Source organism: Bacillus sp. FSL K6-3431 (assembly GCF_038002605.1).
In the GTDB taxonomy this organism is placed as follows: Bacteria; Bacillota; Bacilli; order Bacillales; family Bacillaceae_C; genus Lederbergia.
This window is the reverse complement of sequence record NZ_JBBOCT010000001.1, coordinates 1,803,371-1,820,315: the sequence shown is the minus strand read 5'-3', so window position 1 is coordinate 1,820,315 and position 16,945 is coordinate 1,803,371. Positions and strand designations below refer to the sequence as shown.

Below are 16,945 nucleotides of genomic sequence, written 5' to 3'. Positions count from 1 at the left end.
GGAGGGCGCTTGTCACAGCTAACTGTAGATGAATTTATAGAACGAGTTAAATATAAGCTAAAAAAGGACTTTGGGAAAGATGTAAAGGATGCGGTAGAGAACGATATTTACTATGCGATTTCCTCGATTGTAAATGAGGAAATCATGCCGCAATGGCTTGAAACAAAACAGAAATATAAAGAAAAAAACTGTAAACAAATGTATTATTTATCGATGGAGTTTTTAGTTGGAAGTTTAATTGAAAGCAATTTACTTAATTGTGGCCTTCTTGAACAATCAAATCAAGCGCTTAAAAGGTTGGGATTTGATGCGAAGAAAGTCTATGCCCAAGAACATGATGCGGGCTTAGGAAATGGAGGATTAGGGCGATTAGCGGCATGCTTTTTAGATTCCTTAGCATCACTTAAGTATCCAGGTCATGGATTTGGTATCAGATATCGCTATGGATTATTTGAACAAAGAATTATTCACGGAAATCAAATAGAGCTACCAGACTATTGGTTAAAAAATGATTATCCGTGGGAAATGAGAAAAGAGGACGAAGCTGTTTGTATTCATTTTCATGGAGATGTACATATGTTCAAAAAGAACGATGGTAGTCTCGAATTTAAATATGAAAATACCGACAAAGTTATGGCTGTTCCTTATGATATTCCGATTGTTGGTTATCAAAACGAAGTGATAAACACTCTCCGCCTATGGAGTGCTGAGTCAGAATATAAGGAAGAGGAGTTATCAGGTGATGGCTTGAAATATTATCATGATCTTGATCATCAGCATTCCATTGAACAAATTTCCGGATTTTTATATCCCGATGATTCAAGTCATGAAGGAAAAGAGTTGCGTTTAAAACAACAATATTTTCTGGTCTCCGCCAGTATCCAAAATATTATTAATAATTTTAAAAAGAATCATCAAATATCATTAAGGCACTTACCTGAAAAAGTCGTTATTCAAATTAATGATACACACCCTAGTCTAGCGATCCCCGAACTTATGAGGATTTTGATGGATGAAGAGCATTTCAGTTGGAAAAGTGCTTGGGAAGTGACAACCAAAGTTTTTGCCTACACGAATCATACGACACTAAGTGAGGCTCTTGAAACATGGTCAAAAGGTATGATGAATCATTTGCTGCCGCGTATTTATATGATTATTGATGAAATAAATGAACGTTTTTGTAAAGGTATTTGGTTTGACCATGAGGAGATGAGAGAGGAGATTCCGAAGCTAGCAATCATTGCTGATGACCAAGTTCATATGGCGCGACTGGCGATCATTGGTAGCTTTAGTGTAAATGGTGTAGCACGGATTCATACTGAAATTTTAAAAAAGAAGGAAATGAAAAACTTTTATGCACTCTTCCCCAATCGTTTTAATAATAAAACGAATGGAATTACGCATCGGCGCTGGTTGTTGCAAGTAAACCCAAAATTATCTGAGCTCATTACAGATACCATTGGTCCAAAGTGGATACAGCGTCCAAAACAGCTGATTAGTTTATTAAAATATTCGAATGACGGATCATTTTTAGAAAAAGTTGATCAAGTGAAACGGGAAAATAAAAAAGCATTAGCTAATATTATTTATGAGCGAACAGGTATTTCAGTAGATGAACAATCGATTTTTGATGTTCAGATAAAACGACTTCATGAATATAAACGGCAATTACTTAATATTTTTCATATCATTTATTTATATAATGAATTAAAAGAAAATCCAAACTTGGATATGACTCCTCGTACATTTATTTTTGGAGCAAAAGCCGCGCCAAGCTATCATTTGGCCAAAGAGGTCATTAAATTAATTCATACCGTTGCTTCCATTGTTAATTATGATGTAGCTATCGGTGATAAGCTAAAAGTGATCTTTTTAGAAAATTATAATGTGAGTCTCGCGGAAAAAATTATTCCAGCGGCCGATATTAGTGAACAGATTTCAACTGCGAGTAAGGAGGCATCTGGTACCGGGAACATGAAAATGATGATGAACGGTGCAATCACCGTTGGCACTTTAGACGGTGCAAACATTGAAATTAATGATTTAGTCGGTGACCAGAATATGTTTATTTTTGGTTTAACAGCGGATGAAGTATTAGATTATTATCGACATGGTGGTTATAATGCGCCTAATATTTATAACACAGACGATAGGGTAAGACAGATATTAGACCAATTAAATAAGGGGGAGTTTGGTTCTCATGAAATAGAGTTTAAAGATATATATTATAATATTTTGTATCATAATGATCCTTATTTTGTGTTAAAAGATTTCGAACCTTATATTGAAACGCATGAACTTGTTGAGCGGGCCTACCGAGATCGATTGACATGGCTTAATATGAGCGTAACAAATATCGCTTATTCGGGAAAATTTTCGAGTGATGGGACAATTCAAGAATATGCAACAGACATTTGGAAAATAAAACAGTTGTAGCGGAGATTGGATATCGTGGGAATGGTAGTAAAGTAAATGGTTCAATAAAAGAGCTGCCCACATAGTGGGCAGCTCTTAATTAAGGTATTATGATGTCAATTTGACTCTTTTCTTAGTTGTTGTCCAATTCCCACGACGCGGGCTGCTGATTAGGTCATTGTATTCTAACACATTCAAATCCCTTTGAATGGTGCGAGGAGTGCTTCCGAATTCATCTGCGAGCTCCCGAGTTGTAACGGTGCCGTTATCTTTGATGAATATATAAATATCTTTAATTCGGGTAAGCATTCTGTTTGTTGAAGGTTTCAAAAAACCACTCCCTCATCTTTAATTCCTTTGGCAGATGCTGCGGACGGCTTTGAGGCCTTGATTGTACCAGGCCTTTCCAGTTTGGTTTTCTTTCGAATGGACAACTCCTTTTCAAATTTAAAGTGAATTCTAACTAACAGACAATTCCATTATAACGTATTAGTAAAAAAAAGGGAACAGGGAATATACGGATATTAAAAGGAAGGCTGTGCTATATGATTCTGTTGACTTGTTGAGCTTGAACCTAAACCTTTTTTAATTGTGAGAGCCCTTGCATTCTTATGAATGAGGGATAAGCTTGTGAAAAAAACAGCCATACCGGAATATCATCCGACAGGCTGTCTTTGTTTCCATACTATGTCATGGACTTTATGAATAAATTGTAATGTAACTTCGTTAAATGTATCTGGTTGATCGATATTGCAGACATGACCCGAATTTTTTATTGTAATGAGATGCAAGTCGGGTTGTTTGTTGACGAGCTCTTTGACAGGGGAAAGAAATAAGTAATCTTCTTCACCCATAACAAAAAGTGTAGGGATATTGTTTACTTGTAGTTGGAGTGAGTTTAAATAAGGGTTAATAGATTTTGTTAATGAGAACCATCTAATAAATTCCTTTTGGCACATTTTTTTCGCCTGGTTAATAAAAGCGAGTCTTGATTCTTTATGATTTGAATGTGGCATTAAAATCCATGCATACAATTTATATAAATACATATATGGTACGATATGCTTAACGATATTTGCCATCCCAACAAGTAATTTTGTGCGAATATCGAGCTTGATAACTGCTCCACCCAAAATTTGCGATGATACTCGCTCAGGGTACTTTTGCACAAGTGTTTGAATAACAATGGTCCCAAGGGAAATACCTACAAAATTACTTTTTGATATATGTACATAATCCATTACTTGAATGACATCATCCGTAATTTCCACAAATGAGTCGTTCTTTTTCCATATCCCTTTTTTTGAACGACCGTGGCCTCTAAGGTCAATGCTCAATACATTAAAGCGCTTGCGGTATTCTTTTATTTGTTTAAACCAAATACTTGAACTTCCACCAGCTCCATGGATTAGTGTAACCCAAGGATTAGCAGGGTCAGATTTATAAAGTCGATAATGCAACACAGCCTGCGGACACTCCTTATTAATATATACTAATCAATTAAAACACTATAAGCGTGTAAAGTGAATAAAAAAGTGCGTTTTTATTTTACATGAGTTTAGTATTGTTCAGTAATTTTCCACAATTGATGTTTTGTACGGAACTTTCATAGTTGGCTAACGTAAGTATATTAATAATATATCTAGGGGTGAGAATTATTGACTTTACTTGAAGTTCATTTAAAAAACGCAGGTTATGTGTCAGATAAATCAGCAGTGTCTGATGTGAAGTTTTCAATCGATTCCTCTGAGCTTGTTGGCATGATTGGCCCAAATGGAGCTGGGAAAAGTACTACGATTAAAGCGATTCTTGGTCAATTATCTTTTGTCGATGGTAGGATAAATAGAAAACCTGCAAGTACCTATTCATACATACCTGAAAGACCTATATTTTATCAAGAGTTGACACTATGGGAACATTTTGAATTTGTTGCAGCCGTGGAGGAGCTAGGGGAAATGAGCTTACTGTATGCAAAGGAACTCTTAAAAAAGTTTCGGTTGTTAGAACGGCTCCATGAATTCCCAGGTACTTTTTCAAAAGGGATGCAGCAAAAAGGAATGACAGCGCTCGCTTTATTTACGAAACCGGACTTACTAATTATTGACGAGCCTTTTATGGGACTTGATCCGGGATCAACAAGACTTCTCCTTCATATGCTCGAAGAAGAGCGAAATAAAGGAACAGGAATATTAATGTGCACACATATTTTGGATACGGCACAACGGATATGTGATTCATTCGTCATTATTGAAAATGGCACGATGAAGGCCACTGGGACATTACCTGAGGTGTTAGCTGTATGCGGGGCGGAAGATGGTAGCTTATATTCATGTATTTCTGGTGAAGGTGACTTGGATGAATAGTCAGTCTTTGTTGTTCGCAAGGCTTCGTCAAAATTGGAAATTCCAATATGGTCTCTTCAAAGCGGTGGTTGATTGGACCGTCATGCTTTATCTTGTCATTCCATCTATAGTAATCGGAGGAGCAATTTACCGTTCATGGTGGCATGACATACCCGGGTGGTTCGAAGGCATACCTTATGAACTATTGTTTATCTTATTCTTTTTTATGTTATGGAGTGGACATTTTCACACATATGTAAGAGAGGCAGACGGTATATTTCTAATGAAAAACGAACGCTTACTATTAGGATTGAAACAAGGCGGTATTATCTATTCCTACATAATAGAATTATTGATTGCAGCGGCCTTAGCTATTGTGATCGCCCCATTTTGGTTGAATCATTTTTATATGAGTAAAGCGAGTCTCATTCTGTTTGCTTTTCTCTGGGTCTCATTGAAGTGGCTTCTTATGGCTGTGAAAGGTAGGATGAATATTCATATAAGAGGATGGAGGCATCTGCTAAATAGTTTGCCAATGTTTATCATTGCAATTATCATTTGGGTTGTAAGTTATCAAGCATTTTTCAATGGATATATCTTTGGCATGGTGGGCATCATTATTTTGAATATGATTATATCATTCATATTCATAAAGAAACGCTTCACGACAGTTAGAACCTTCGAACAAGACCTTGCGATTGACGAGCTGGAAAAAACTAAACATATGAACTTGATTTTTGGTATGTCTATGGATATAGAGAAAATGCCTAAACCTGCATCGACGAGAAAAGTTCCACGACTCTATTCAAAATCCAATCGGATATTTAAGAAGAGAACACCTGCGAAAGGTTTTTTAGAATTATTTATAAAAGCAACGACAAGAAATATAGAATATATTCTTGGTTATTTTAAAATTGTCGGGGTAACAACGGCTGCTATCGCAGTTCTTCCACCAATGTGGTTGAAAATTAGTTTGGTATGTATTGGCTATATATTTTTGCTTAGTTGGATTAGTAGTGTGTGGCATAAAGTAATCGTTGACCATCCATTTACGAAAAAGTATGCAGAAGATGACGGCTATTTTCACGGGAAAAAGGTGGTGACAATAGCACTATCCATTCCCTTCACCTTCATTATTGCTTGTACTTTTATCATTAGAATTTGGTTTCGCAATCTTTTTCTCTTTTTCTGAATGCTGTAAAAGAGGTACAATAGAAAATAGTAAGATTATTAGTCAAAGGTGGTTACGATTATGGCTAACATTGATTGGAATGCAGAAGTAGAAAAAAGAAAAGCAGATTTGATTGCAGATTTGCAAGGCTTATTAAAAATTAAAAGTGTACTTGACGACGAAAATGGTACAGATGAAGCACCGCTTGGAATGGAAGTAAGAAAAGCACTTGATTATCTGCTAGAACTTGGCACAAAGGATGGTTTTACAGCTAAAAATGTAGGGAATGTCGCCGGCCATATTGAAATGGGGAATGGCGATGGATTAATTGGGGTGTTATGCCATGTGGACGTTGTCCCCGAAGGTGATGGTTGGTCTGTCGATCCATACGGTGGAGAAATCAAAGAAGGTAAAATTTATGCGCGCGGGGCAATTGATGATAAAGGGCCGACATTGGCTGCTTATTATGCGATGAAAATTGTCCAAGAGCTAGAATTACCACTTGAAAAACGAGTGCGTATGATCATCGGAACAGACGAAGAAAGTGATTGGCGCTGTGTTGACCATTATTTTCAGGAAGAAGAAATGCCAGAAATGGGATTTGCACCTGATGCTGATTTTCCAATTATTAATGCAGAAAAGGGAATTGTAAATTTTGATCTTGTACAAAAAGTAGATGATGTAGAAAAGAATCATGCGAGTATCACGTTGCTAGCTTTTGAAGCTGGTCGGCGTGTCAATATGGTCCCAGATTATGCTAAGGCTATTCTGGATGTAAGTAAAGATCATACGGAATTTATGCAACATTTTAATGACTTTATAAAGACACAAGGATTAACAGGTAAATATTCTGTCGATAGTGGCTACTTAATTATCGAGCTTGAAGGTATATCTGCACACGGAATGGAGCCTGACAAAGGAAAAAATGCTGGTCTCCTTTTAGCGAACTTCCTATCTACCTTTGATCTTGATCAAAACGGAAACGAATTTGTTAGAGCTGCAATTCAATTTTTTTTCGGAGATTCTCGTGGCCGGAATTTGGGAGTACAGTATCAAGATGAAATTACGGGTGAATTAACTATTAATGTAGGGGTTATGTCTTATAATGAAGCAGATGGAGGCCGGTTTGGCTTGAATATGCGCTATCCTGTTACTTTTAACTTGGAGGATGGAATGCAAACCATTACGGAAAAAGCAGGGAAACAAGGTTTTTTCATCGAGGCAATAAAAGATTCCGCACCACATCATGTCCCAAAAGATGACGAGCTTATTCGAACGCTACAATCTGTATATGAGCAACAAACGAATAGTAAAGCAGAGCTTTTATCTATTGGTGGTGGAACTTATGCACGCTCTTTAAAGTCAGGTGTCGCATTTGGCGCACTCTTTCCGGGAAAACCGGATGTAGCCCATCAAAAAGACGAATATATGGAATTAGAAGATTTATTTCGTGCAACAGCTATTTACGCTCAGGCCATTTATGAGCTTGCTCGCTTAAAATAGAAAAAGTACAAATAAGGGATGGTGAATATGGAAAAAATATTATTAAATGATCAAATCATTGACAAAGAGAATGCAAAAATAGATATCGAAGATCGTGGCTATCAATTCGGTGACGGAGTCTATGAAGTAATTCGAATTTACGGTGGAAAGTTATTTACAGTGAATGAGCATTTGGATCGTTTTTTTAGTAGTGCAGAAAAAATTAAAATCGTTATCCCGTTTGAAAAATCGGGGTTGCTCGATTTACTTGAACAATTAATGAAAGGAAATGGCGTAAATAACGGATCAGTATACATGCAAATTACGAGGGGAGTAGCGATGAGAAATCATATTTTCCCAGGAACTGATGTCAAACCTGTACTGACGGCATATACGAAAGTAGTTGAGAGACCAGAATCCGCATTACAAGATGGTGTGGGTGCAATCGTTGCTGATGATATCCGCTGGTTACGCTGCGATATTAAAAGCTTGAATTTATTACCGAATTTACTTGCGAAACAACATGCAACTGAGCAAGGATGTTACGAATCGATTCTTCATCGCGATGGGACGGTCACAGAAGGTTCTGCTTCAAATGCCTATATTGTGAAGAATGGTACGGTTAAAACGCACCCTGCGACAAACCTCATATTAAATGGTATTACTAGGCAAGTGATCGCAAGTCTGTGTAAGGACAATAACATTCCATTTTTAGAAGAGGCATTCAGTGTGGATGAATTATTCGCTGCTGATGAAGTATTTGTATCTAGCACTACATCTGAGGTAATGCCGGTAATACGAATAGATGGAGAGGTAGTTGGCAATGGCCAACCTGGTATGTTAACGAGGAAGCTACAGGCATTATTATGTGAAAAAATTGGTGTATTTAATTAAGATAAAGCATCTATTCAATAAATTCGGTATATCCAGCTTTAGTAGGGATAAATAATTCCCCTACTAAAGCTTTTTTTTATAAATCTTTGGGTATTATAATAAGGATAGCAATCATTCACACAAAGGACTATAATACTAAAGGAGTATATTAAAAATGTCCCATTATTTTTTTGCATTGGTATTACCAAATGAAGTGAAACAGAGATTAAAGCAAATAAATGAAGAACTCCAAGCCCGTTTTCCGTTTAAAAATTGGGTGCATCTCGAAGACTACCATATTACGCTTGCATTTCTCGGACATGCAGATGAACCTCAGCTTCAAGAAGCAATCAAATTAAGTGAAAAAGCAATAAAAAATACTTCTACATTTTTTCTTGAATTAGGTACAATAGGCATTTTTGGTCCAGCTAAAGCTCCAAGGATTTTATGGATGGGAACAAAAGAGGCTGATTCACTCATCGATGTCCAAAAACGTGTTTATCAAGCTTGTATTCATGCGAAGTTTAAACTTGATGAGAAACCATTTAAATCACATATTACATTAGCACGAAAATGGATAGGTGCTAATGAGTTTCTTCTCGAAACTAATTCCCATGATATGAAATTTAAGGCGACAGAAGTCGCGTTATTTCGAACCAATCCAAAAAATACCCCTAAGTATGAAAAAGTACAATCATTCAAGTTACAAGCTTGAATCTAAAGGAAGGTCATATACTGTGGCACAACTGATTAAACTACAAGACTATGTCTCCCGTTATGAAAATGATTTATCCCGTTATCCTACACAGTTTGTTCGTTTGAAAAAACAACAATGGGAAAAGTTAAAGGTGGCTTGGGAAGACGGGACTGTTCCTACACCTGATAACACTATATATGACATCAGTGATAAGGAGACTAGAACCAAACAAAGCTTCATAGAGAAAATGAAAGGCTTGCTAAAAAAAGACTTGCTAGAATTATCTGATGAAGAAGAAATAAAAACGCCAATTCCAAACGGTGATAGTGAAGAAGGTCAATTTGAACTGTCCTATACATTACCGCTACAAGCAAAAACAGAAATGGAATTAAAACAAGCTTTTCTTGATCAACTCTTACGCTTTCAAATTAATTGGGCTAGCTCTACGATAACAGAAAAATCATTTGTTGATTCGAAATATAAGCATGATGAGAGGTTACAACATTTCCTGCAAAGATTTCCTGATTCGTATTTTCTTCTATATGAACCGATATTTTTGCTGAAAAAGGCTCCAGTTGAGGCTGAGGCGCTTTTACTTACTCCAACTGAGATCTGGTGCTGTGCATTTATTGAATTAGAGGAAAATGCCGCATATACAGGTTCGCCAGATCATTTTTGGATACAAAGATCTGGTGGTAGAGAAACGAAAGTATTAAATCCCGGTATATCAGCTTCAAGAACGGAAAAAATTATTAAACAGCTTTTTTCTTTATACGAAGTGGACTTACCGATTCGAAAAGCGGTTATATCTCGCAATGGTTATTTGGATTATCCCGATGCACCTGGAGATTTAATCATGCTTGATAAACGTTCATACGAAGATTGGTTTCAAAAACAAAGGACTTCTGGATCCCCTCTGAAAATGATGCAGATCCGTGCTGCTAAAGCCCTGCTCGAATATTGCCAGACGACTTCTTTTCGACGTCCTGATTGGAATCGTGAGATTGAGAGTGGATAGGGCTGAACCTTATGAAACATTGAAAAAATTAATATTTATTGTAAATCCAGTAGCGAAAAATGGCTTTAGCCAAAAAATTTGGTATAATATCGAGAGGAAATTAGATAAAATTCCTCATATTGTATATTTTACTGAAGCAAAAGGTCATGCAACTATACTTGCCAAGAAAGTTGCAGAAAGTACGAATGATCCACTTGTTATAATTGCAGTGGGTGGTGATGGTACTATTCATGAGGTGTTAAATGGGGCAGTTTCCCATCAACATATTAGCTTTGGTTATGTTCCAACTGGTTCTGGAAATGATTTTGCCAGAGGGTATGAACTTCCAGTAAAGCCGGAAGCTTGTATAGATTTAATTCTTAGACTTATGAATAAAGAAGCAAGTCAGTTTGATATTGGTTTCTATCAAGGAGAAGATGGGCAAGATGGTTATTTTGTAAATAGTATAGGAGCGGGCTTCGATGCTGTTATTGCAAAGAAGGCAAATAAATCACCTATTAAAAAGTGGTTGAACTATTTATCACTTGGAAATGTGATTTATGCTCTATATTTAATAACAGAAGTATTTCGCTATCGACCAGATACACTTGAACTTTTCGTCGATCATCAAAGAATTACTCTTGATAAAACGTGGTTTGTCACTGTATCTAATCAGCCGTATTACGGTGGGGGTATGCAAATTGCTCCAAGTGCTCAGCCGCAAGATGGCGAGCTTAGTATTATTGTTGTATATCAATTACCAAAATGGAAATTATTATTAGTTTTTATAAGTGTTTTTAAAGGAAAGCATTTGAATTTTAAAGAAGTAGCAACATATAAAGGGACCAATATTAAAATAAACTTTGATCGACCTATGACGAGTCATGCAGATGGCGAATATATTGGTGAAACACCTTTACATATTAAGGTTTGTTCGAAGAAATGGAAATTAATTCAAGATGCCAAGTGTAACTAAGAATATGTAACAGTTTTTGCATGTTTTTTTCAAATAAAACAATAATAATGTCAAAACATACTTGACGAAAAAAGTCGATTAACGATAAAATTTAACGAAGGATAGCTATTGTTATTTATCTGTATCAATAGCTGTCTTTTCTTCTTTTAAGATGACGATTCGGAGTGCTGTCTCCGTTGACATAATGAAGGTGAATAACGGTGAAACATTTATTTGGGCAGGAATGGGAGATCATCCCTGCTGGCGGAGCGACAGGAGAAGCTTTTTTCGCAACTAATGATCAAGAAAAGTTGTTTTTGAAGCGGAATTCATCTCCTTTTCTTGCAGTTTTATCAGCGGAAGGAATTGTTCCAAAATTAATATGGACGAAACGAATGGAAAACGGTGATGTAATCACTGCTCAGCAATGTTTAGATGGCCGAGAATTTAAACCAAAAGATATGACAGAAGAGAGAGCGGCTGAATTACTAAAAAAGATCCATGAATCTTTACCATTACTGAAAATGTTAGAAAGAATGGGTAAATCCCCTACTATTCCTGCTACTATGTTTGAGGAAGTAAACGCTAGTTTGGACGACGAATTCAAGTCTAACAGGGTTGTTCAATCATCACTTTCTTTTTTGAAAAAAGAAATAGAAAAGATTACTTGTGATGAATGGTCCGTTTGTCATGGTGATGTAAATCATAACAACTGGTTATTAACAGATACGGATGATCTTTATTTAATTGATTGGGATGGGGCGATGATTGCTGATCCCGCCTTAGATCTCGGTTTATTGTTATATTGGTACATTCCCCGCGATAAATGGCATCAGTGGTTAAGGATGTATGGCAGAGAACTATCACCAAGTTTAGAACTGCGTATGAAATGGTATGTGGTAGCTGATACGTTATCATCAATCCAATGGCATAAGAGTAAAGAAAGATATGAAGAAATGCAGCATTGGCTAGATTATTTGTCTAAGCTTATTTTAGCTAAGTGAATGCGGGTCCGCAATGGTACAGTGACAATCAAAAAACAACGAGAGCATTTAACACCTCTCGTTGTTTTTTGAAATTCAAACCCAAGGTGCTTCTGCATTTCTTATTTATCTGAATCCTTCTTTAGGGTTTAAAACTCCACATCTAAGTGAAGCGTAGTTGTAGATTTGAGATAAAGTTTGATTATTTTCTGTCTAGGTTGTTCCACAATCCCGCCGTTTGCTGAAGTTCTTAATAAAGGAAAGCACCCTTTAGAGTTTAAATGAACTAATTCACAATATTACATTTCTATCGTAGAATGATAACAATTTATTTAATTTTATACCTTAAACATGTATAACCCCGTCCTAAAACTAGGACAGGGTTATACATGTTTAATTTTTGATAAAATACACTTCACCTAACTTAAAACCTATAAAAAAGTCGTTTAGAAATAGTTATTTCGACATAAAGTTACTTTTGCACAATCTGAATAAGGTTGCCGCATGTATCATCGAAGACAGCCAATGTGACTTCGCCCATTTCTGTCGGCTCTATAGTAAACTTCACTCCGTGTTTGATTAATCGTTTGTATTCTTCGCGAACATCTGCAACGCCAAACATTGTTGCTGGGATGCCTTCGGCAGATATCTCCTCTTGATACTCTTTGGCAGCCGGATGGTTATTCGGTTCGAGCAAAAGCTCGGTACCGTCTTGATCATCGGGAGATACAAGGGCTATCCACCTAAATTCTCCGACGGGAACGTCATGCTTTTTTGCAAAGCCTAGCGTTTCTGTATAAAACTCCAATGCCTTGTCTTGATCTTGAACGAAGATACTGGTAACAATGATTTTCATAATGTTTTTGCCTCCTTTGATATTGTGACGAATGGTACTCTGCTAACAATCTAGCTTCAAGCAGAAAAATCTATCCATTCGTCAGAAGTTTTTTTGAAAAATTACTGTATCCATCCTTTCAACAAATTTTTAAGTGGTTCGTTGTTGAATATTAGTACTCGATATTTTCCCTTTCGTTTTGATTTTACGAGCCCTGCATCTTCCAATGCAGAAAGATGTTTAGCTATCGCCTGTCGCGAAATGGAAAGGTCATGCTTCATAATGAGGCCTACCGTAAGTTCATACAACGTCAGCTCGTTGCGTTCGGAAAGTTCGTCTAATATAAGCCGCCGAGTCGAATCGCCAAGTGCTTTGAATATAGCTTCTTTGTCCCAATTCATATATCGAGTATAAGCAACTCTACGGTTGCTTGTCGAGTATAAGTAACTGTATGGTTGCGAGACAAAGGATCCGTACCATACAATTTTAACAAGTTAAAGTCACATAATAGTGGTTTGAACCATTATAAATTTAAACTGTATCTAAAAAAAGTGCATTAATCCTCCTTGGATCAAAACACTAGTTAAATTTATAAGCACCTTGTATGTTTTTTTATTTTTAACACGTTTCTTATTCAACTCCAGTTAGTTTAATTACAACTCTTTACAATCTCATACAATTTAGATATCCATCTCATAAGAAGTGTTACTACATTAAATGGCCCTTTAATTGAACAATACAGCTGAAGTTAAAGGTTCAAAAGAAAAACCCTAAGTTAGGGTTTTATTAAACTTTGTTTTTAATTATCAAACTTCATTTAAAAAATCAACAGTAGTCGGGATTTACCAATCAGGTGGGGTGGAGATTCCCACCTGAAACGAGTTCACTTCCTTGCTCGATTATCAGCAGCTTTTGATCGTGCCATTGCCTGTTTGTCGTTATTGTCGGCAAGTTCTTCTGAAAATTCTACATCCAAACCATCTGATTTTTTCTGCGAAAACTTGTGTTTGTTCTTATCGCTTGTTTTTTGTTGATCTTCGCGTTCCATAGTAAAAACCTCCTTTGAAGTTAATTTCATATTTTGTAATTGGCAAGTTATTTTCTTCGGCATTATCCTGGGTGTAACCACCGGCTTTATCCGCGCGTTTAAATTCGCTGGAATAAAGTACTTCCTGAGTTGTTGTCAAAGTACTTTTAGTATCTGAATCTTTACGTTTACTCATCGATTACCATCCCTTCATCTTTCCTTTCATTTTGACCCAATGGATTCAAAAACATACACAGGTGTTTTTATGATAAAATAGAAACATTATGTCTTCACAAAGGAAGATGAACATGTCAACTATTACAAAAATCTCTACACAAAAAAATACGAGTGACCGATATAACATTTTTTTGGATGAAAAATTCGCCTTTGGCGTAGATGAAGAAGTATTGATGCGATTTCAGCTTCAAAAAGGAAAAGAATTAACAGAACTAGAAATAACACAAATTCAATATGAAGATGAAATCAGAAAAGCATTTAATGCTTCGATCAACTATTTATCATTTCGAATGAGGTCGGAATCAGAAATTCGCTCTCATTTAAAGAAAAAAGAGTGGGAAGAGCCTGTCATCCATGCAGTATTATTGAAATTAAACGACCGGCAATATATAGATGATCTTGCATTTGCTTCTGCTTATGTCCGTACCCAAGTAAACGGTGGGAAAAAAGGACCTGGTACGATTAAGCAAGAATTAAAACAGAAAGGCATTGCAGGTCATTATATCGAAGAAGCATTAAGTAAATATGATGGCGAGCAGCAAATAGATCATGCCATTCAGCTCGGTAATAAAGTAGCGAAACAAAACAGTAGCTTATCTGAAAGATCGCTCAAGCAGAAAATCCAACAATATTTAATGACCAAAGGTTTTTCTTCAGACATTATTTCTATTGCGATGGAAGAAGTTGAATTTGAAAAAGAGGATGATGCAGAGTGGGAAGCAATGCAAGCACAAGGCGAAAAAGCACATCGAAAATATAAAAGCTTTTCTGGTTATGAGTACAAACAAAAAATGAAGCAAGTTTTGTTCCGCAAAGGTTTTGCGATTGAGATGATTGATCGATTTCTGCAAGAAAAAGAAATGGAGTAGATAAGATGGACGCGGAATTGGAAAAAAAAGAAAAAAGATACAGTCAAATGACAGAATCAGAATTAAAACAAGAAATTGCCCAAGTAAAAGAGAAAGCACGAAAGGCGGAACAACTCGGAATTGTTAACGAGTTTGCAGTTTTGGAAAGAAAAGCCCTGATGGCAAAGGCATACTTGCTGGATCCGGTGGATTTCAAACCAGGTGAAATTTATGCAGTTGATGGTGATCCGGGGGTTTATTTTAAAATTGATTATATGAACGGCGTTTTTGCATGGGGATACCGATTAAATGGAAATGGTAAACAAGAAGCGTTACCTATCTCTGTATTAAAGTAACTCGTTTCAGCAAGCTGAAACATCGTAGAATCAGGTGGGAGTCTTAAAACCCTAAAGAAAGATCTTTATAAAAAAGACACAGCAATAATGCGCTGTGTCAATGCTTTATGCATTTCTTATTACTTTTTGTACTTTGTAACTGCAGCTCTTTGCCTAATGATGTCATCCTGAGTTAGTTGCGTATGTCCATTTACTTGCGAGTCCATATTTTTCGGTGAAAACCATGCTCGGTTAAAAGGAGTTAACTGACGATTTAAATGAGAATTCTCGTTGTTAGCCATATGTGTTTTCCTCCTTATCGATTATGATTGCCATCTTCTCTGGCACCTGAAGCACGCATTCTTTCTTGTGGGGCTGTGTTAGTAGTGCCGTTTGCGCGTTTAGATGCAAATTCTGCTTTTGCACGTGGCTCTCCTTCGAACTTATTGTCGTTGCCATATGGAAAACCCTTTGCTTTATTACGCATCAAGACAGCCTCCTTTAGTGCGGATGTTTTATCCGCATATCTTATTATGGTTGTAATCGACTGATTTTATTAATAGAGGAAGTTCAAAAAGTCAGTGAACTCGTTTCAGCAAGCTGAAACGGCTTAAACACTAAAGAAAGAATGATCGAGATAAATGATTAACATATACAATATGTTAGATAATGAGAATCATGCACATTAAAAAGCATCCCACCAGATGTAAATTGATGGGATGTAACATTTATTAATCAGTGACTATATTGAGTTTTTTTCTAAGCTTTTCTTCACTGAAGATCCAACCAGTATATGACGTGATCATTTCTAAATTCAAGTCGAGTTGAACGATTGCAACAAACGGGTAATGTCCATTACTCCTATATCTTAAATCAATAAAACGCACTTCGTAGTAACCATCAAACTCAGTAATTTCCCAACGATAGATGGGGGAAAATGATAAAAATGCTGAAATGTTTTTATCTGCTCTTGCAGCAACGATAATGGAGGAGTCTGGGACTGGAACACGATGAAATTTATCAAAGATAGTAATTGACCGTTTAAAAGCTCGACCTACATAGAAATAATTATTAGAAATAATCGCTAGCCGCCACTGATTAAATCGCATTGTTGGAGCAATGATAATTTCATTTGCATCAGGAATTGTTTTTAACACTGCTGATCGGACTGTTCTCTGCATAATAAATCTCAGTATATAATAAAAGATAATTACTATATACATTACGACAAAGGTATAACCTGGCGGTGTTCCGACTATCCAAAGGATAATTCCGAGGATATGTAGCCCAAAAATTATTGGATCGAATGTATTAATCGTACCAAGGGCCACCCATTTTGCTGAAAATGGCCGCAGAGCTTGTGTACCATAGGCGTTGAAAATATCGACAAACACATGTAAAAATACTGCTAAAAATGACCATAACCATAAATGTAGTAAATTGGATTCTGGATAAAACATTGTTACAAGCGCGGTCACAATAAGAGGCCAAAGCAGAACTGCTGGTATAGAGTGCGTGATGCCTCTATGATTACGTATATAAACTGCATTGTTTCTTAATTTTAAAAACGTATCTATATCCGGTATTTGAGACCCGATTATCGCGGCAACTAGAACGCTTTGCGTATTTACAGCATTTTCGGCTACTACTGGGTCTAATGTAGCTAAACCGCCGATAGCGATTCCCATAACAACATGTGTGGCTGTATCCAAACTAATCCTCCTCCAGGAAGGGATATCGGTATTTCT

The 16,945-nt window shown here is 36.5% G+C and carries 20 protein-coding genes; 11 read left to right on the top strand and 9 right to left on the bottom strand.

Annotated elements, in window-relative coordinates; genetic code table 11:
- The first annotated feature begins 9 nt into the window (after positions 1–9).
- Complete coding sequence (locus tag MHB53_RS09325; RefSeq protein WP_340917495.1) at positions 10–2,436, top strand: glycogen/starch/alpha-glucan phosphorylase; 2,427 nt, start codon at positions 10–12, stop codon at positions 2,434–2,436.
- An 87-nt stretch (positions 2,437–2,523) separates the two neighbouring features.
- On the opposite strand, the gene MHB53_RS09320 is transcribed toward MHB53_RS09325, so the two are convergent.
- Positions 2,524–2,745 carry a DeoR family transcriptional regulator gene (locus MHB53_RS09320; RefSeq protein WP_340917493.1) on the bottom strand — a complete coding sequence of 74 codons (222 nt, stop codon included), beginning with the start codon at positions 2,743–2,745 and terminating at the stop codon, positions 2,524–2,526.
- A 326-nt stretch (positions 2,746–3,071) separates the two neighbouring features.
- A complete protein-coding gene (locus MHB53_RS09315) occupies positions 3,072–3,878 on the bottom strand; it encodes an alpha/beta fold hydrolase (RefSeq protein WP_340917492.1) in 807 nt (268 codons plus the stop codon).
- A 195-nt stretch (positions 3,879–4,073) separates the two neighbouring features.
- Between MHB53_RS09315 and MHB53_RS09310 the strand changes: the two genes are divergently transcribed.
- From MHB53_RS09310 to MHB53_RS09275, 8 genes are all read left to right on the top strand, one after another.
- Positions 4,074–4,778 carry an ABC transporter ATP-binding protein gene (locus MHB53_RS09310; RefSeq protein WP_340917490.1) on the top strand — a complete coding sequence of 235 codons (705 nt, stop codon included), beginning with the start codon at positions 4,074–4,076 and terminating at the stop codon, positions 4,776–4,778.
- Positions 4,771–5,949, top strand: coding sequence for an ABC transporter permease (locus MHB53_RS09305; RefSeq protein ID WP_340917488.1), 1,179 nt, complete (start codon positions 4,771–4,773; stop codon positions 5,947–5,949). The genes MHB53_RS09310 and MHB53_RS09305 overlap by 8 nt, the downstream gene beginning before the upstream one ends.
- Before the next feature lie 60 nt (positions 5,950–6,009).
- Complete coding sequence (pepV, locus tag MHB53_RS09300; protein ID WP_340917486.1) at positions 6,010–7,431, top strand: dipeptidase PepV; 1,422 nt, start codon at positions 6,010–6,012, stop codon at positions 7,429–7,431.
- Between the two features lie 27 nt (positions 7,432–7,458).
- Positions 7,459–8,304, top strand: a complete 846-nt coding sequence (gene dat, locus MHB53_RS09295) for a D-amino-acid transaminase (protein WP_340917483.1) — start codon at positions 7,459–7,461, stop codon at positions 8,302–8,304.
- A gap of 154 nt (positions 8,305–8,458) precedes the next feature.
- Positions 8,459–8,998 (top strand): RNA 2',3'-cyclic phosphodiesterase, encoded by a 540-nt coding sequence (gene thpR / locus MHB53_RS09290; RefSeq protein WP_340917481.1) that lies wholly within the window; start codon positions 8,459–8,461, stop codon positions 8,996–8,998.
- 22 nt (positions 8,999–9,020) lie between these two features.
- On the top strand, positions 9,021–9,998 hold the full coding sequence (locus MHB53_RS09285; protein WP_340917479.1) for an NERD domain-containing protein: 978 nt from the start codon (positions 9,021–9,023) through the stop codon (positions 9,996–9,998).
- Positions 9,991–10,953 (top strand): diacylglycerol/lipid kinase family protein, encoded by a 963-nt coding sequence (locus MHB53_RS09280; RefSeq protein ID WP_340924572.1) that lies wholly within the window; start codon positions 9,991–9,993, stop codon positions 10,951–10,953. The genes MHB53_RS09285 and MHB53_RS09280 overlap by 8 nt, the downstream gene beginning before the upstream one ends.
- A 200-nt stretch (positions 10,954–11,153) precedes the next feature.
- Positions 11,154–11,936 (top strand): phosphotransferase family protein, encoded by a 783-nt coding sequence (locus MHB53_RS09275; RefSeq protein ID WP_340917477.1) that lies wholly within the window; start codon positions 11,154–11,156, stop codon positions 11,934–11,936.
- Positions 11,937–12,387: 451 nt separating this feature from the next.
- On the opposite strand, the gene MHB53_RS09270 is transcribed toward MHB53_RS09275, so the two are convergent.
- From MHB53_RS09270 to MHB53_RS09255, 4 genes are all read right to left on the bottom strand, one after another.
- Positions 12,388–12,771: a VOC family protein gene (locus tag MHB53_RS09270; protein WP_340917475.1), complete on the bottom strand. Its 384-nt coding sequence runs from the start codon at positions 12,769–12,771 to the stop codon at positions 12,388–12,390.
- Positions 12,772–12,872: 101 nt separating this feature from the next.
- Entirely contained in the window at positions 12,873–13,151 is a 279-nt protein-coding gene (locus MHB53_RS09265) for an ArsR/SmtB family transcription factor (RefSeq protein WP_340917472.1), read from the bottom strand.
- 482 nt (positions 13,152–13,633) lie between these two features.
- Positions 13,634–13,798, bottom strand: a complete 165-nt coding sequence (locus MHB53_RS09260; RefSeq protein ID WP_340917470.1) for a YfhD family protein — start codon at positions 13,796–13,798, stop codon at positions 13,634–13,636.
- Positions 13,764–13,973 (bottom strand): YfhE family protein, encoded by a 210-nt coding sequence (locus MHB53_RS09255; RefSeq protein WP_340917468.1) that lies wholly within the window; start codon positions 13,971–13,973, stop codon positions 13,764–13,766. Before MHB53_RS09255 ends, MHB53_RS09260 begins: the two co-directional genes overlap by 35 nt.
- A gap of 112 nt (positions 13,974–14,085) precedes the next feature.
- Between MHB53_RS09255 and recX the strand changes: the two genes are divergently transcribed.
- Positions 14,086–14,883 (top strand): recombination regulator RecX, encoded by a 798-nt coding sequence (gene recX / locus MHB53_RS09250; RefSeq protein ID WP_340917466.1) that lies wholly within the window; start codon positions 14,086–14,088, stop codon positions 14,881–14,883.
- 5 nt (positions 14,884–14,888) lie between these two features.
- A complete protein-coding gene (locus tag MHB53_RS09245) occupies positions 14,889–15,218 on the top strand; it encodes a YfhH family protein (protein WP_340917464.1) in 330 nt (109 codons plus the stop codon).
- A gap of 119 nt (positions 15,219–15,337) precedes the next feature.
- On the opposite strand, the gene MHB53_RS09240 is transcribed toward MHB53_RS09245, so the two are convergent.
- From MHB53_RS09240 to MHB53_RS09230, 3 genes are all read right to left on the bottom strand, one after another.
- Positions 15,338–15,499 (bottom strand): YpzG family protein, encoded by a 162-nt coding sequence (locus MHB53_RS09240; protein WP_340917462.1) that lies wholly within the window; start codon positions 15,497–15,499, stop codon positions 15,338–15,340.
- Between the two features lie 14 nt (positions 15,500–15,513).
- A complete protein-coding gene (locus tag MHB53_RS09235; protein ID WP_340917459.1) occupies positions 15,514–15,684 on the bottom strand; it encodes a small, acid-soluble spore protein K in 171 nt (56 codons plus the stop codon).
- A gap of 244 nt (positions 15,685–15,928) precedes the next feature.
- Positions 15,929–16,909: a metal-dependent hydrolase gene (locus tag MHB53_RS09230; protein ID WP_340917457.1), complete on the bottom strand. Its 981-nt coding sequence runs from the start codon at positions 16,907–16,909 to the stop codon at positions 15,929–15,931.
- Between the last annotated feature and the right edge of the window lie 36 nt (positions 16,910–16,945).

Excerpts from the sequence above, each read along its gene's own strand:
- MHB53_RS09305 (WP_340917488.1), top strand. The coding sequence starts at position 4,771 with ATGAATAGTCAGTCTTTGTTGTTCGCAAGGCTTCGTCAAAATTGGAAA.
- pepV (WP_340917486.1), top strand. The coding sequence starts at position 6,010 with ATGGCTAACATTGATTGGAATGCAGAAGTAGAAAAAAGAAAAGCAGAT.
- dat (WP_340917483.1), top strand. The coding sequence starts at position 7,459 with ATGGAAAAAATATTATTAAATGATCAAATCATTGACAAAGAGAATGCA.
- thpR (WP_340917481.1), top strand. The coding sequence starts at position 8,459 with ATGTCCCATTATTTTTTTGCATTGGTATTACCAAATGAAGTGAAACAG.
- MHB53_RS09270 (WP_340917475.1), bottom strand. The coding sequence starts at position 12,771 with ATGAAAATCATTGTTACCAGTATCTTCGTTCAAGATCAAGACAAGGCA.
- MHB53_RS09265 (WP_340917472.1), bottom strand. The coding sequence starts at position 13,151 with ATGAATTGGGACAAAGAAGCTATATTCAAAGCACTTGGCGATTCGACT.
- MHB53_RS09260 (WP_340917470.1), bottom strand. The coding sequence starts at position 13,798 with ATGGAACGCGAAGATCAACAAAAAACAAGCGATAAGAACAAACACAAG.
- MHB53_RS09255 (WP_340917468.1), bottom strand. The coding sequence starts at position 13,973 with ATGAGTAAACGTAAAGATTCAGATACTAAAAGTACTTTGACAACAACT.
- recX (WP_340917466.1), top strand. The coding sequence starts at position 14,086 with ATGTCAACTATTACAAAAATCTCTACACAAAAAAATACGAGTGACCGA.
- MHB53_RS09245 (WP_340917464.1), top strand. The coding sequence starts at position 14,889 with ATGGACGCGGAATTGGAAAAAAAAGAAAAAAGATACAGTCAAATGACA.
- MHB53_RS09240 (WP_340917462.1), bottom strand. The coding sequence starts at position 15,499 with ATGGCTAACAACGAGAATTCTCATTTAAATCGTCAGTTAACTCCTTTT.
- MHB53_RS09235 (WP_340917459.1), bottom strand. The coding sequence starts at position 15,684 with ATGCGTAATAAAGCAAAGGGTTTTCCATATGGCAACGACAATAAGTTC.